This window comes from Listeria monocytogenes (assembly GCF_900187225.1).
Taxonomy (GTDB): domain Bacteria; phylum Bacillota; class Bacilli; order Lactobacillales; family Listeriaceae; genus Listeria; species Listeria monocytogenes.
In genome coordinates, this window is the sequence record NZ_LT906436.1 from 1,024,799 (window position 1) to 1,040,689 (window position 15,891).

The following is a 15,891-nucleotide window of genomic DNA, read 5'->3' on the forward strand; positions in this document are numbered from 1 at the left end:
AAAGAAAGGGGATTTTATTTTGAGTAAGATTAAAGTAGAAGAGCTAACGAAGATTTTCGGAAAAAAGGCTTCCAAAGCATCTTCTTTACTTTCTCAGGGAAAATCGAAAACAGATATTTTGAAAGAAACAGGCGCGACAATTGGTGTTAATAAAGCATCTTTTAGCGTAGAAGAAGGCGAAATTTTCGTTATAATGGGGCTTTCTGGTAGTGGGAAGTCGACTTTGGTACGACTTTTGAACCGTCTAATTGAGCCTACGAGCGGAAAAATTTGGCTTGACGGAAAAGAACTATCTAGTCTAAATAAAAAAGAACTTTTGGAAGTTAGAAGAAAAAGCATGAGTATGGTCTTCCAAAACTTTGGTTTATTCCCGAACAGAACGATTAACCGTAACGTTGAATATGGTCTTGAAATTCAAGGTATGGACAAAGAAGAACGCGAGAAAAATGCAGCAGAATCATTGGCATTAGTTGGTTTAGCTGGTTACGGCGATCAATATCCTTCACAACTTTCTGGTGGGATGCAGCAACGTGTAGGTCTGGCGCGAGCACTTGCGAACAATCCGGACATTTTACTGATGGATGAAGCTTTCTCCGCACTTGACCCGCTGAACCGAAAAGATATGCAAGATCAATTGCTCGATTTACAAGATAAAATGAAAAAAACGATTATCTTTATTACCCATGATTTGGATGAGGCGCTTCGTATTGGCGACCACATTATGATTATGCGTGATGGTTCCGTTGTTCAAACTGGTTCTCCGGAAGAAATTCTGGCACATCCGGCAAATGAATATGTTGAAAAATTCATTGAAGATGTAGACCGTTCCAAAGTCTATACAGCGAGCAACGTAATGATTCGTCCAGAAATCGTTAATTTTGAAAAAGACGGTCCTCGTGTTGCGCTTAAACGGATGCGTGAAGCTGGAACTTCCAGTGTATTCGTTGTTAAACGTAATCGTGAGTTAGTCGGAATCGTCCATGCAGCAGAAGTATCTAAACTTGTAAAAGAAAATATTACTTCACTAGAAACTGCTTTGCACCGCGATGTGCCCACAACTGGGCTAGATACGCCTCTTGCAGAAATCATGGATACTATCTCGACTACAACGATTCCGATTGCTGTAACAGAAGATGGAAAATTAAAAGGAATTATTATTCGCGGATCCGTTCTGGCCGCACTTTCTGGAAACGAGGTGAACGTTAATGCCTAATATTCCAACGATTCCATTAGCTAGTTGGATTGACAAATTAGTTGATGGCTTAACGCAATTTGAAGGATTTTTTAATGTAATTACGAATATCATTGGCGGGATTGTTGACGCATTCCAATGGGTGTTCGATTTAGTTCCACCATGGTTATTTATTATTTTACTTGTATTTGGCACATTTTGGGTGAACCGTAAAGGCAAAAAATGGGGTTTAATTATCTTTGAAGTTGTCGGTTTACTTTTAATTTGGAACTTGGACTTCTGGCGCGACATGACACAAACATTAACGCTCGTCCTGACAAGTAGTTTAATTGCACTTGTTATTGGTGTTCCACTTGGTATTTGGATGGCGAAAAGCAATATTGTTGAAAGTATCTTCAAACCGGTACTCGATTTTATGCAAACTATGCCAGCCTTCGTTTACTTAATTCCTGCCGTAGCATTTTTCGGAATTGGAATGGTTCCAGGGGTTGTGGCTTCTGTTATTTTTGCAATGCCTCCAACTGTTCGTATGACTAATCTAGGTATTCGCCAAGTTTCAACAGAGCTTGTAGAAGCAGCCGATTCGTTCGGTTCAACACCTTGGCAAAAACTTTGGAAAGTACAGCTACCAATGGCGAAATCAACCATGATGGCGGGTATTAATCAAAGTATTATGTTAGCACTTTCCATGGTCGTAATTGCTTCAATGATCGGTGCAATGGGACTTGGAACACGTGTTTACTTCGCAGTAGGACGTAACGACGCTGGTGGCGGATTTGTAGCTGGGATTGCGATTGTTATCGTAGCAATCATCCTAGACCGTCTGACACAAGCTTTCAATAAAAAAGCGAAATCAGAATAAGGAGGAGAGTAGATTGCTAAAAAAATTAATCACCACCGCAGTTTTGGCTATGCTTATTTTCACTTTAGCAGCCTGCGGGACAACCCTTGCTCCTTATGACGCGAAAAAAGATTTAGGCGAACAAATCAATTACACAATCACAGGAATTGATGCTGGAGCAGGAATTATGCTTGCAACACAAAATGCGATTAAAGATTACCATTTAGATGATGATAATTGGCAATTACAAACAAGTTCTACCGCGGCTATGACAAGTACACTTCAAAAAGCGATGAAAGATAAGCGCCCGATTGTCGTGACTGGTTGGACCCCGCACTGGATGTTTACAAAATTTGATTTGAAATTTTTGGACGATCCCAAAAATGTATATGGTAATGCAGAAAACATTCACACGATTGTACGTAAAGGCTTAAAAGAAGATAAACCTTCCGCGTACCAAGTGTTAGATAATTTCTTCTGGACTGCGGAAGATATGTCTGAAGTAATGCTGGAAGTTAATGACGGCGTAGACCCTGAAGAAGCTGCTAAAAAATGGAATAAAAACAATCCAGATAAAGTAGCAAAATGGACCGACGGAGTGGAAAAAGTTGATGGCGATGAAATCAAGTTAACTTATGTTGCTTGGGATTCTGAAATTGCCTCTACAAACGTTGTCGCAGAAGCCTTAAAACAAGTTGGCTATAAACCAACCATCCAAGCAATGGAAATCCAACCAATGTGGGCGTCCGTTGCAACGGATGCAGCTGATGGGATGGTTGCTGCGTGGCTTCCAAATACTTCCGGAATTTACTATAAAGATTACAAAGGAAAATTTGAAGATTTAGGACCAAACTTAAAAGGTGCTAAAATTGGTCTAGCAGTACCAAAATACATGACAAACATTAATTCCATTGAAGATTTAAAAACAAGCAAATAAACTTTTAAAAAGGCATGAAGAAAATCAAGTGATGCTTGATAGTTTCTCCGTGCCTTTTTTTCTCTATAAGGGTAAAATAGTAGTTGATTCATGAAATTGCTAGGAGGAAGATGCATGTTTAAAAAATTCTTAAAAAAATCGAAACAAGAAGTACTATTCGCTCACGTAACTGGGCAAGTTATTGCATTAGAAGATGTTCCAGATCCAGTTTTTAATCAAAAAATGATGGGAGAAGGCATTGCAATCAAACCAGAAACTGGCACCATTGTCGCTCCAATAGACGGGAAAATTATTCAACTGGCAGAAACAAAACATGCTTTTGGTATTCGTACAGATATGGGACAAGAAATTCTTGTACATATTGGCTTAGAAACCGTATCCTTAAATGGAGAAGGGTTCAACGTTTTAGTCAGTGTAGGAGATAAAGTAAAAGTAGGCGATCCTATTGTAGAAGCTGATTTTGATTTTATTGAAAAAAACGCTGCCAGTACTGTTGTACCAATGGTTATAACGAATAGCTCAGAAGGTAAATATGATTTTGATTTCCATGCTGTAACAAAGGCGGAAGCAGGGAAAACCGAAGTCATTACAACTAATTTAAAATAATGAAACAAAAATCCGTGAAAAGGTAATTTTCTTTTCATGGATTTTTTTGTATTCAAGCACGCCTTAAAAGGGTAAAATGAAGGTAATTAGGTATTAAAAGGAGCGGAATAATATGTTAGAAGTGATAGTTCAAAATCCAAGAGACGCTTACTTAGCGGAAAAATATGGCGCAAATAGAATGGAAGTAGTTTCAGCAATAAGCGAAGGCGGTTTGACTCCAAGTTATGGTGCTATTAAAGAAATCGTACGTGCCTCTAAGTTACCAGCAATGATGATGATTCGACCACATAGTTTTTCTTTTGTCTATGATGAGGCAGCTAAAATAGTCATGGAACGAGACATTGAGCTTGCAAAAGAAGTTGGAGTGCAAGGGATTGTTTATGGTGGTATTACAGCAGGCGGCGATATCGATCAAGCCCTTCTCGAAAAAGTAATAGAGTGGAAAGGTGATTTGGACCTAACTTTTCACCGGGCGCTAGAAGCAACTAAAGACATCGAAGCAAGTTATCAAGTTTTACGTACATACGGAAAAGACATCAAGCAATTATTAACTTCAGGCGGGACAGCGAGCGCACTTGATTCCTTGCCACGCTTAAAACGTTGGATTCAAGATAGCGAAAAACAACCAGATTCTTTCCGAATTTTAGTTGGAAGTGGCGTCAAACCAGAAAATATCGCGACCTTCCAAGCGACATTAAATCATAGCGACTACCATGTTGGAAGTGCAGCTAGAGAAGCCAATGATTTTTCCAAAGACATTTTAAAAGAAAGAATCGATATTTTACAGCAACAAATAAACAAAGATTGATTCTTTGTAGTAGGTAGCCTTACAAGCTTAGATAAGCTATAATGAAACAAGACTATTCTTAATGAAAAGGTGGAAAAAAAGTGAATAACTATATTGGCAAAAGCCAAGTAATGACAGTAAAAGAAATCAAAGATACAGGATGGCTCCTTGAAAAAGACGAAGTAACTGTTTTTTTATCTAAATCAAATACGCATGAAACGGAACTTGCTGTTGGAGCAGAAGTAACCGTATTTATTTTTGTGGACTATGACCGTGAAATTGCAGCAACAACGATTATTCCGAAAATTCAAGTAGGACACTATGGTTGGGGAACAGTAACAGAAGTACGTAAACATCTAGGCGTTTTTGTCGATATCGGCATTGAAAAAGACGTTGTTGTCTCTTTAGATGATTTACCTGCATTACCCCATCTATGGCCTAAAAAAGAAGATCGTATGATGATTGCACTGCGTGTGGATGAAGAAAATCGTGTTTGGGGTGTTCTTGCAGAAGAAGAACAATTCCGCGCAATTGCCGTTCGCGCAGAACAAGATTTATTTAACCAAAATGTCGAAGGAACCATTTATCGTTTATTAAAAGTCGGTTCATTTGTTTTTACGGATGATTTTTATATTGGTTTTATTCATGAAAGTGAACGAACTTCGGAACCAAGAATGGGGGAACGTGTGAAGGCCCGTGTTATCGCTGTAAAACCAGACGGCTCTCTTAATTTATCGCTTCGTGGTAGAGCGCATGAAGTATTAAATGATGACGCGGAAATGATTTTAACTTATTTGCGAAGTGTTGGTGGAGAAATGCCATTCGGAGATAAATCAGATCCAGATGCCATTCGTGCCAAATTTGGTATAAGTAAAGCTCAATTCAAGCGTGCGATTGGCACACTTTTAAAAGCGAGACGTATCACACAAGAAAATGGTGTTGTTACAAAAATTACGGAAGAAACATCCGACTAAAGTAGTAGGCTGTGTTCCAACTAGCGCGGTTGTTTCAATCAATAAATCCTCGCTATAATTAACACAGCATGTACAAAGTAACGAAAATCGAGAAATAACTTTGTCAAAAGAGGAACGTAAGGAGGTGTGTCAGCTTGAAAAAAATGGAAAGCTCGGTTGTTTTTGTATTTTTAATTGCGATTATTGTTGGTGTGGGACTGGAGATGTTATTCCAGTGGGAGTTGCTTATTTTATTTGCACTCGGAATATTTTTTATCTTTACATCAAGAAAAGCAAGCGCAACAAAGAAAAGTGCAAGAAACTCATTATTTATTGGAATCGTATTTATCATTATCGCCGTGTTACTTACAACCACTTTTAAAGTTGGGCTTGTTGTTGCAGGTATTTACGCGATCATTCACTATATTAGTCGGAAGCGGGCACCCCAATTATTAATGCTCAAAACGAGAGAACCGGATAGCAAGATTGATCGTACGGATAAGTTTATTCGTAATCAGTGGTTCGGTAACCAGCGCATACTCGACGTAGTGTATGAATGGGACGATATCAATATCCAAACGGGGATTGGTGATACGATTCTCGATTTAGGGAACACGGTTTTACCCACTGGCGAAAGTGTCATTATGATTCGTAGCGTTTCGGGGAAAATCCGGATATTGGTTCCTTTTGATATTGGTATTTGCATTGAGCATTCCGCAATCTTCGGAAACATCCAATATGATAAAGAAAGCACCTCTATTCAAAATAATAGCATCAAGGTCTACTCAGATAATTATGAAAGTTCCGCACGAAAAGTGAAAATCATGACTTCTGTAATCTTCGGAGATTTAGAGGTGATTAGGCTATGAGTTTTTCGAAACTGATGATGGCTGTTTGCTCAGGTTTACTGCTTGTTGCAACAGCTATCGGTACGGTCGGTTACTATTTTTTTAGTGAAGGCTCTTGGTATAAAATTCTCATCGAACAAAAAATCTTTTACATTCCCTTTGTGGTTTTCGTTCCGCTTACTGCCATTTCGATTGGTTTAATTATTGGCGGTCTGATCGGTTATTTTGTTAAACAAAAATTTGAATCAATTGACTTCTCGATTCGATTGCTTGGACAAGGTGATTTGGAGAAAAAGATTACGAGTGAAGAAGACGAGAACTTTTTAGAAGTGCAGCAAGTATACAAGCAAATCGACCGCTTACGTGATAAAATGAAAGCACAAACGATTTTGACGCAAAAACTTGCAAGCGACCGTGCTGAATCAACTGGCCAAACGAAAGAAGCTATTTTGTCAGAAGAGAGACACCGGATTGCTAGAGAATTACACGATTCAGTGAGCCAACAGCTTTTTGCAGCAATGATGCTTTTATCAGCCTTGAATGAACAGAGTGAAAAAAGCGCGACACCGGCGATGCAAAAACAACTAAAAATGGTTGAATCTATCGTAAATGAATCCCAATCAGAGATGCGTGCGCTTTTACTTCATCTGCGTCCAACGCAACTCGAGGGTAAATCATTAAAAACTGGTATCGAGCAATTATTAAAAGAATTAACAACCAAATTGCCAATCGAAGTAGAATGGCAAATCGAGGATATTAGTTTGCAAAAAGGCATTGAGGATCATTTATTCCGTATTGTTCAAGAATTACTTTCCAATACATTACGACATTCTAAAGCTAAATTATTAGAAGTACGCTTAGTCACGATGGATAATTTAGCGGTGATGAAAGTAGTAGATGACGGCGTTGGGTTTGATATGGATAATGTTCGACAAGGCTCTTATGGATTACAAAATATGCGAGAACGAGTTGCCGAATTCGGCGGCACCATCAAAATAATTAGTTTCCCAGGAAGAGGAACTAGTGTAGAAATAAAAATCCCACTTGTTGCGAAAAAGGACGTGGAAAGCGAATGATAAAAGTATTACTTGTAGATGATCATGAAATGGTACGTATAGGTGTCTCAGCTTATCTTTCTGTGCAAGATGACATGGAAGTAGTTGGCGAGGCAGAGAACGGTCGTGAAGGGGCTGATATGGCTCTAGAACTACGCCCGGATATCATCTTAATGGATTTAGTTATGGATGAAATGGACGGCATCGAAGCCACAAAAGAAATTATGCAAAACTGGAAAGAAGCAAAAATCATTATCGTTACAAGTTTTATTGATGATGAAAAAGTATACCCGGCACTTGAAGCTGGAGCGAGCAGTTATATGCTTAAAACTTCGACAGCGAGCGAAATTGCAGATGCGATTCGAGCTACATACGGCGGAGACTCTGTCCTTGAACCAGAAGTAACTGGCAAAATGATGCAACGGCTAACAGCTAAACCAGAAAAAAACTTACATGATGATTTAACGAATCGTGAAAATGAAATCTTACTTTTAATCGCAGAAGGTAAATCTAATCAAGAAATTGCGGATGAACTTTTTATCACTTTAAAAACGGTGAAGACGCATGTAAGTAACATTTTATCGAAATTAGACGTGCAAGATCGTACGCAAGCAGCAATCTATGCATTTAAACATGACCTAGTAGAAAAAAAGTAGCAAGGAGGTAACGTACACATGAAAGAAGGATTTGCAGTCATCGGTCTTGGGCGATTTGGTGGGAGTATTTGTCGTTCACTTGTTGAGCAAGGAATGGAAGTACTTGCGATTGATTCGGATGAAGAGCGCGTCAATGAATATATGTCCATTGCGACCCATGCAGTTATCGCTAATTCAACGGATGAAAATGCGCTACGCCAACTAGGTATTCGTAACTTTGAGCATGTTATCGTTGCGATAGGTGAAGATATACAGTCGAGTATCTTAACAACACTTATTTTAAAAGAAATGGGCGTGAAATACGTTACCGCAAAAGCGACAAATGATAAGCATGCCAAATTGCTTGATAAAATCGGAGCAGACCGGGTTGTCCACCCTGAGCGAGACATGGGACGACGTATTGCGCATTATATCGTATCGAAAAACATGCTAGATTATCTTGAACTATCCGATGAATATAGTCTAGTCGAAATCTCTGTATCTGATCCACGTTTCCTTGGGAAGAGCCTAGTTGATTTAGATTTCCGTAACTCTTTTGGTGTCAATATTGTCGGTATTAAAAAAGATAAACAAATGATTATTACTCCTGAAGCCAATGATGTTCTACATGAAGGAGATATTCTAATCGTTATCGGTTCGGATGATGACATTGAACGACTACAAGAAAAAATTCAATAAAAAGAAAACCTATGTAATATAAAGAGATATGTCAACATGTCGAGTATATTCTTAGGTTTTTTTATTGTTTGCGAATTACCGCTTGCTATCTAGCCAGTTATTTTCTATTATAGTTACAGAGCTTCACATAAAGGGACAGAAGGAGGGGGAACAGATGAAGAAATTTTTGCTTGATAAAATCGGCGCTCGAGGATTAATTCAGATGTTGCAAGCATTTATTTATGCGAGCATTTGTGTAGTGGTCCATACAGTTATTTTTCCTGATTTGGCCGGGGTATTACCAATAGTAGTACTAATAGGGATTATTTCAATGCAACCTACATATGGAATTACCAGAAAAGTCATTCCCCAAATAGCGCTAGCATTCACTCTAGCGTGTGTTTTTGTCATTATAAGCACCTATTTTTTCCCAATCAATGTGTATATTTACTATGTTGTCATGATAGTTGTTATTTTGGCGGTGAATTTCTTGATGCCGCAGAAATATATGGTAATGACACTCGCGATTGGGACAGCACTTTACTTTCTTGGAACAGATGATTTACCAATGCCTCTCTATGCCATGATAATTGTAGCGTTAATGGATGTGTTTGTGTTCTTTTTACTTGTGCAGTTAGTCGTAAAATATGTACATTTACCACTCGAAAAAACCGTTCAAACTATTATGAAACAATTGGTAGGACTATTTGACAAGGAAATTGAAAGTGTATTTAAAAATAATGGTAAATTTATAGCAAAACCATTGTATAGTATTTTTGTTCAATCACAAATGTTTATTAAAGAATATAGTGCTAGTAAAAAAGCGAATCCTCGTCATGTGGAACTGTATCAAGCATTACTGCCTAATTATCTACAACTTTTTTTTCATATGCAAACAATGGAAGACATTGGACGAGTTGGTTTGTCGGAAGAAGCAAAACAGGCCCTTGCTCAAATTAACGTGAAAGTTTCTGATGAAATTAACGTGAAAGAAGCCGATCCAGTTGCCTCTTTTCATGTGAAGAAATTTGTTGAGAACTTCCTAGCTGTTAAGGTTGGAATGAATGAGTTAGTAGAAGGGAGAGGGCAGAAATGAAAAAGATTTCTATGAGAGAACGTTTCGCTCTTGATTCTCGAGTTGCTAAAGTGCTTATTAGTATTACAATAGCAGTGATTTTATTCCCGGTTATGGGTGATTGGATTGTGTATCCAACATATGTATTTAATGCTATTTATATTACCGCGCAAATGAGTAAGGGTGATACATATAAATCAAGCATCGAGCGGATTATCGGTACTATTGTAGGTGGACTACTTGCAGCCTTTGTATACTTACTAGTCCCCAACCATCATTATATTATGATTCCGATTGGTGCAGCGCTTGCAGTTATGCTAAGTTATCTATTTACTAAAAAATTCACGATGGTTATTGTTGTTATTACAGTAATGGTACTTGTCGGAAAAGGCGACGGAGAGCCGATAGTCTTTTTAAGAGACCGACTATTTGATACGATGATTGGACTTGTGATTGGTTTTGTCGTCTATGCTCTCTACCCACGTAAGAAAAACAAAAAATTAAATCAAGTGTTTATTTCTCAGGAAAAAGCAGTATTAGAAAGAATAAAAGAAATTGATATAAATAGTGAAGATGCGAAATCTCTAGCTCCCAAAATAAAAGGTTTGTGGAAGCAGTTAATAGATTTAAGAAAAACGCGCGAACAAATTATTACAGACAGCAGTTTTGTTGCGAGTTTGACTTCGGATGAACCAATGCTTCATTTTACTCATTTAGTAGAGCAAGCAATTAATAATATTGAAATTTTATATCATGTGACGCTTGAAAAAGAGTCTGAACCTGATTATGAAGTTGTATTTGCTTATCATCAACAAGCTTGCGCTAAAGTAATTACAGAGATGGATGCACTTATTACGAAACATAAATAAAAAAGATGACTGAAGCTCGTTCAAGCCTCAGTCATCTTTTTTTATTCAGTAATATCTAAACTCTTTTTAAACATAGTAATTATTCGCTCTAAATCTGTTTTATCAGGAGCGAAATAATATAAATCAAATCCGTAAGACTCGCTATAAATCATTTCCCCTTCACCTTTAAGTTCTTGGGAATCAACGTTTTTAAGTACGGAAGAATAATTTGCTGCCATGGATGTAATATCTGTAAGCGTCATATTAGTTTGGAAATTATCGCCAACAGCTTTCATAATGCTTTCGAAATTGGAAACTCCGGATGAACTGATAACTTTATTCGCAATACCAATAATGACATCGCGCTGTCTATCTTGACGACCAAAGTCACCACGGGGGTCTTCATGACGAATACGAACATATTGTAAAGCTTCTGTTCCATTTAAAGTAATGTTACCTTTAACAAATTTGCTATTTACTTCTGTTAAGTCGATATCGTTATAAACAGTAATACCTCCAACAGCATCAACTAGGTCTTTAAAGCCCTCCATATTGATTGAAATGAAATAATCTACAGGAACACCTGGCATAAGTTTTTCGACCGCTGAAACTGTTCCTGAGGGGCCACCGTTGGAGTAAGAGGCATTAATCTTACCAATGTCGCCATTTCCGTAGTCTACTTTTGTATCACGAGGAATACTAACCATTTCTACGGCATTTTGTTGTTTATTAGCTGTGGCAAGAATAATTGTATCTGCGCGACCATTTTTTTCACCAGCTCGGGCATCTGAACCCATGAGTAACACAGAGAAAGGTTTTTTCTTTTCTAAATCACTTAAAGTTTTATTACTTGATTCTAGAGGGACATTTATTTTTGAAAAGGTATTTTGAACGGTGATGTAATACTTCGCTGCCAATCCTGTTATAGAGAAGAAGATAATTCCTAAAAGAGCAACACTAGCAATTTTCATAACTTTAGTAAAAGTGGACGTTGTTTTTTTCTTTTTTTCAGTCCTAGTTTCTGTCATAAAATTTTCCTCGTCTTTCTATTTTGTTTGTTTAAACATACCATCGTCTTTCTGAGAAATCAACAAAAAAACGATAAATGATTTTGAAACCATTTATCGTCTTGAAAACTATACTTCCATGATTATTGGTAAAATCATTGGACGACGTTTTGTTTTTTCGTACAAGAAAGGTTGCAAAGTATCTGTAATTTCATTTTTGATTTCAGACCATTGCGTTGTTTTTTGTTCCATTACTTTGTTTAAGTGTCGCGTTAGGAGGCCTTGCGCTTCTCCGATGAGATTACCGGATTCACGCATATAAATGAAGCCACGTGAAATAATATCAGGTCCTGCCATCACACGAGAATTTTTCATATCAATGGATACAACAACGATTACGAGGCCTTCTTCAGAAAGAATACGACGATCGCGAAGGACAATATTACCGATATCGCCAATACCGCTACCATCAATATAGACGCTTGCTGCATGGATTTTACCAGCAACATGAGCTGTTTCACTCGTTAATGCGAGTACATCTCCGTTTGCCATAATAAAGCTATTTTCTTCCGGAACACCACATTCTTCAGCAGACTCTGCATGAATTTTTTGCATTCTGAATTCACCATGAATAGGCATAAAGAATTTAGGTTTCATCAAACGTAGCATTAGTTTTTGTTCTTGTTGACCACCGTGACCAGAAGTATGGATATTGTTTACTTTACCATGGATAACTTCTGCACCAGCTTGATAAAGTAAATTGATTGTTCGGTTTACACTCGTTGTATTACCAGGGATTGGGGAAGACGAGAAGACTACCGTGTCACCTGGTTGAATTTGGATTTGGCGGTGCGTACCATTAGCAATTCTAGAAAGAGCAGCCATTGGTTCACCTTGACTCCCTGTACAAAGGATAGTCACATTTCCAGCTGGTGTTTTATTAAGTTGATGCACATCAATAAATGTGTCTTTTGGCGCTTGAATATAGCCTAATTGTTTACCGATTTCCATAGCAGATTCCATACTACGACCAAAAACAGCGATTTTACGACCAGTTTCGATAGAGGATTCCACTACTTGTTGTAAACGGTAGATATTAGATGCGAAGGTAGCGAAAATAATTCGTCCTTCTACATCGCGGAAAATATTTTTAATACTTTCGCCAACGACACGCTCACTCATGGTGAAATTTGGTACTTCCGCATTTGTACTATCAGATAGTAAACAAAGAACGCCTTCTTTACCAATTTCAGCCATTTTTGTCAGGTTTGCTGGTTCGCCAACTGGAGTAAAATCAAACTTGAAGTCACCAGTATGAACGATGTTACCAGATGGAGTTTTGACAACAATACCATACGTATCAGGAATACTATGTGTTGTACGGAAGAAAGAGATACTTGTTTTTCTGAATTTAAAAACGTCATCTTCTTCATATTCATAAATTTTGGTTTGACGAAGCAAGCCATGTTCTTCTAATTTGTTGCGGATAAGTGCACTCGCAAGTTTCCCAGCGTAAATTGGGATATTAAGATCGCGAAGTAGGTAAGGAACCCCACCGATATGATCTTCATGACCGTGGGTGATAAAAAGTCCTTTAATCTTATCTTTGTTTTTAACCAGGTAACTGTAGTCAGGAATAACATAATCAATACCTAAAAGTTCGTCTTCTGGGAACTTGATTCCTGCATCAATTAGAATAATTTCATCTTGAAATTGTACGCCATATGTGTTTTTACCGATTTCGCCTAGTCCACCAAGAGCGAAAACAGCTGTCTCATTATTTTTAACAAATTTCATATAGGCTTATTTTTCCCAGAGCGCGAAGTCTGGGTTTTCCTTTTCATAAGCTAAATGCGCGTCACTAATTTTTTCGACAAATTCGATGTGGAAAGGCTCATCTTTTAAAAGTTGGCGTACTTTTACTTCGCTTTCCGCTTCTACATATAGTGATTGTGTTTTTTCACGTACGGGTGTTTCTGTAAGTGTTTCTTGATAAAATACTTTAAAAATCATGTTTTTCTCTCCTTAAAATTTAAGTTTTGTTTTTTAAAAATAGATTTTCAAGCTGAAAACCTAATATTTATTTAGTATTCATTGGCTTGCTTTCAGTTGTGGACTTAGTAGCAAGCGGATATGGGTGCACGAGATACTGACAATCAGGCATAAAAAAGACAAAGAAAAATTACCACAGACTAATGTATAAAAATAGCTGTGCACGTATGTTAAATTTCTTATCCGTTATAATTGCATACCTTTATTTTGGGAATTTGAAACAAATTTCCGAGTAAAAGATGTAATTATAAGTTTTTTTTCACGTTCCATTGTCGTTCTACAAATGTTCATCCGATCTATATCCTTCATTCTAATATACCATAAATCCAGATAATTGCTACTAGAAAGTATAATTAATTTTGTCAACCCTGTTATCAAGGAGATTTTCTGCTATAATTTAAACATAATGATTTAAAAATGGATAGAGGATAGAGGCGTTTAATCAATGAGTAAAATTGTGTTTTTTGATGTAGATGGCACACTTGTAGGAGAAACGAAAGAAATTACAGCATCAGTGAAGCAAGCGATTGCTAAATTGAAAGAAAATGGTGTTTATGTGGCTATTGCAACTGGTCGCGGTCCATTTATGCTTGACGAAATCAGAAAAGAGTTAGATATTAATTCTTATATTTGCTATAACGGTCAATATGTTATATTTGAAGGCAAAGAAATATACGCTAAACCATTACCAACCGAGTCTTTAGAACGTTTAATCACGGTTGCATCGGAGCATGAGCATCCAATTGTTTTTTCCGGAAAAGATTCCATGCGCGCGAATTTGCCTGATCACGACCGGGTGACGATTGGAATGAATTCGATTAAAAGAGAGTACCCTAAAGTAGATGCTAATTATTATAAAGGTCGAGACATTTATCAGTGCTTACTTTTCTGTGATGAATCGTATGATGCTTACTACCGAGAAGAATTTAAACAATATGGTTTCTTGCGATGGCACGATGTTTCCGTGGATGTTTGTCCAGCAGACGGTTCCAAGGCGGAAGGTATTAAGCAGATGATTAAAAAACTTGGCTTTTCGATGAAAGATACTTACGCATTCGGCGACGGTTTGAACGATATTGCAATGCTTCAAACTGTTGGAACAGGTGTGGCAATGGGAAACGGCCGTGATGAGGTAAAAGCAGTGGCGGATTATGTTACTAGTCATGTTGATGATGATGGGGTTTATAATGCTTTAAAACAGTTAAAATTAATTTAAAATAACAAAAAAAGCCTGTGCTCTATTTTTGAGCACAGGCTTTTTTTGTTATTTTTGGAACGGAACACAGCTAGTTCTCTCGATTAAGCTTGTATTCACTTGGATTTGTCTGGTTTCAAAATTCGTATCTGCTTTAATTTGTTTGGACAAGAGGGCAAGTGTTTGTTCAGCAATATCACGTTTTTTAACATGAACAGTTGTTAGTTCTGGTGTAATTACTTTACTTTCATTGATATTGTCAAAACCTAATACGGAAACTTGTTCAGGTACTTTGATCGATAGACTTTGCAGCATTTTAATCATGCTAATAGCCATGTAATCATTTTCGCAAAAAAGGGCAGAAGGTAAATCTTGCAATTCAGCAATGGCTTCTTTTACCGAAGCTTCCTCTTGGATTTGCATTGCAGATAGATGAAAGACATGTTCTTCAGGAACTGAAATATCGGCTTCTTCTAAACGAGCAAAAAAGCCACTTTTCCGCTCATCAAAATTTTTAATGCGTGGTAGCCCCATCACATAACCAATTTTTGTATGTGATAGTTGTAAAAGGTAGTCAGCTGCTTTATATCCGCCAAGAAAATTATTAATAGAAACAAAGTTGGCTGAGATATGCGGATGGTGTGTATCTAAGACAACGATTTTAGGATATTCTTGCTGTATTCGGTTAATTTCTTCAGCGTTTAAATTAGTGCCAAGTAAAATAAGGCCTGCTGTTGGTTGCTCTTTTTCTGCTTCAGCAAGTTCTTCTAATATGGTTGTTGCATCAAAGGTAGAGATAACCAAATCATATGGGTAACTAGCAATTTCAGCAGATAAATAGCTAAGCAGCTCACTGAAAAAGGGTAAGTTCTGATATTGTTCGGTAATCAAATTAGGACTTTTGCATGCGATAAAACGAATGGTTGATTTCTTTTTCATTTTTTTATTGGTGTTTCGTAATGGGACGTAATTATTTTCTTCGACAATTTGTAGAATATGTAAACGGGTTTCTTCACTTACGCCAGCTTTTCCATTCAGCGCAAGGGAAACAGCCGATTTCGAAACGTTTGCTAATCGTGCAATATCTTCCAGCTTCATTATTCATTTCTCCTTGTTTACTAAATTTATCTAGTTTAGTATATCATGTTTAGTAAATCGGAACAAAAAAATAGCATATTTCCA

The 15,891-nt window shown here is 37.4% G+C and carries 17 protein-coding genes; 13 read left to right on the plus strand and 4 right to left on the minus strand.

Features of this window, described 5'->3' with window-relative positions:
* Positions 1-19 precede the first annotated feature (19 nt).
* The 12 genes from CKV70_RS05225 to CKV70_RS05280 all read left to right on the plus strand — a co-directional run bounded on the left by CKV70_RS05225 (position 20) and on the right by CKV70_RS05280 (position 10,476).
* Complete coding sequence (locus CKV70_RS05225) at positions 20-1,213, plus strand: quaternary amine ABC transporter ATP-binding protein (protein WP_003722878.1); 1,194 nt, start codon at positions 20-22, stop codon at positions 1,211-1,213.
* Entirely contained in the window at positions 1,206-2,054 is an 849-nt protein-coding gene (locus tag CKV70_RS05230; protein ID WP_003722879.1) for an ABC transporter permease, read from the plus strand. Before CKV70_RS05225 ends, CKV70_RS05230 begins: the two co-directional genes overlap by 8 nt.
* Before the next feature lie 13 nt (positions 2,055-2,067).
* Positions 2,068-2,970 carry a glycine betaine ABC transporter substrate-binding protein gene (locus CKV70_RS05235; RefSeq protein WP_014930870.1) on the plus strand — a complete coding sequence of 301 codons (903 nt, stop codon included), beginning with the start codon at positions 2,068-2,070 and terminating at the stop codon, positions 2,968-2,970.
* Between the two features lie 114 nt (positions 2,971-3,084).
* Positions 3,085-3,576, plus strand: coding sequence for a PTS sugar transporter subunit IIA (locus CKV70_RS05240; protein WP_003726432.1), 492 nt, complete (start codon positions 3,085-3,087; stop codon positions 3,574-3,576).
* A gap of 112 nt (positions 3,577-3,688) precedes the next feature.
* The gene (locus CKV70_RS05245) at positions 3,689-4,384 is read left to right on the plus strand and encodes a copper homeostasis protein CutC (RefSeq protein ID WP_014600703.1); all 696 of its coding nucleotides are present in this window, start codon (positions 3,689-3,691) and stop codon (positions 4,382-4,384) included.
* Positions 4,385-4,464: 80 nt separating this feature from the next.
* Entirely contained in the window at positions 4,465-5,337 is an 873-nt protein-coding gene (locus tag CKV70_RS05250; protein WP_014600704.1) for a CvfB family protein, read from the plus strand.
* A 134-nt stretch (positions 5,338-5,471) separates the two neighbouring features.
* Positions 5,472-6,185 (plus strand): cell wall-active antibiotics response protein LiaF, encoded by a 714-nt coding sequence (liaF, locus tag CKV70_RS05255; protein ID WP_003734006.1) that lies wholly within the window; start codon positions 5,472-5,474, stop codon positions 6,183-6,185.
* The gene (locus CKV70_RS05260) at positions 6,182-7,240 is read left to right on the plus strand and encodes a sensor histidine kinase (RefSeq protein WP_003722885.1); all 1,059 of its coding nucleotides are present in this window, start codon (positions 6,182-6,184) and stop codon (positions 7,238-7,240) included. The genes liaF and CKV70_RS05260 overlap by 4 nt, the downstream gene beginning before the upstream one ends.
* A complete protein-coding gene (locus CKV70_RS05265) occupies positions 7,237-7,875 on the plus strand; it encodes a response regulator (protein WP_003722886.1) in 639 nt (212 codons plus the stop codon). Before CKV70_RS05260 ends, CKV70_RS05265 begins: the two co-directional genes overlap by 4 nt.
* Positions 7,876-7,893: 18 nt before the next feature.
* On the plus strand, positions 7,894-8,553 hold the full coding sequence (locus CKV70_RS05270) for a potassium channel family protein (RefSeq protein ID WP_003719245.1): 660 nt from the start codon (positions 7,894-7,896) through the stop codon (positions 8,551-8,553).
* A gap of 154 nt (positions 8,554-8,707) precedes the next feature.
* A complete protein-coding gene (locus CKV70_RS05275) occupies positions 8,708-9,628 on the plus strand; it encodes a hypothetical protein (RefSeq protein ID WP_003732454.1) in 921 nt (306 codons plus the stop codon).
* Positions 9,625-10,476, plus strand: a complete 852-nt coding sequence (locus tag CKV70_RS05280; protein ID WP_014600705.1) for an FUSC family protein — start codon at positions 9,625-9,627, stop codon at positions 10,474-10,476. The genes CKV70_RS05275 and CKV70_RS05280 overlap by 4 nt, the downstream gene beginning before the upstream one ends.
* Before the next feature lie 41 nt (positions 10,477-10,517).
* On the opposite strand, the gene CKV70_RS05285 is transcribed toward CKV70_RS05280, so the two are convergent.
* The 3 genes from CKV70_RS05285 to CKV70_RS05295 form a co-directional block, all read right to left on the minus strand.
* On the minus strand, positions 10,518-11,483 hold the full coding sequence (locus tag CKV70_RS05285; protein ID WP_003722650.1) for an LCP family glycopolymer transferase: 966 nt from the start codon (positions 11,481-11,483) through the stop codon (positions 10,518-10,520).
* 108 nt (positions 11,484-11,591) lie between these two features.
* A complete protein-coding gene (gene rnjA, locus CKV70_RS05290; protein ID WP_003722651.1) occupies positions 11,592-13,259 on the minus strand; it encodes a ribonuclease J1 in 1,668 nt (555 codons plus the stop codon).
* 6 nt (positions 13,260-13,265) lie between these two features.
* Positions 13,266-13,475 carry a DNA-dependent RNA polymerase subunit epsilon gene (locus CKV70_RS05295; RefSeq protein WP_003722652.1) on the minus strand — a complete coding sequence of 70 codons (210 nt, stop codon included), beginning with the start codon at positions 13,473-13,475 and terminating at the stop codon, positions 13,266-13,268.
* Positions 13,476-13,959: 484 nt separating this feature from the next.
* On the opposite strand from CKV70_RS05295, the gene CKV70_RS05300 reads away from it, so the two are divergent.
* Entirely contained in the window at positions 13,960-14,730 is a 771-nt protein-coding gene (locus CKV70_RS05300; RefSeq protein ID WP_014930872.1) for a Cof-type HAD-IIB family hydrolase, read from the plus strand.
* A gap of 48 nt (positions 14,731-14,778) precedes the next feature.
* Here CKV70_RS05300 and CKV70_RS05305 read toward each other — a convergent pair whose 3' ends face one another.
* Entirely contained in the window at positions 14,779-15,807 is a 1,029-nt protein-coding gene (locus CKV70_RS05305; protein WP_010989641.1) for a LacI family DNA-binding transcriptional regulator, read from the minus strand.
* Positions 15,808-15,891: the final 84 nt, after the last annotated feature.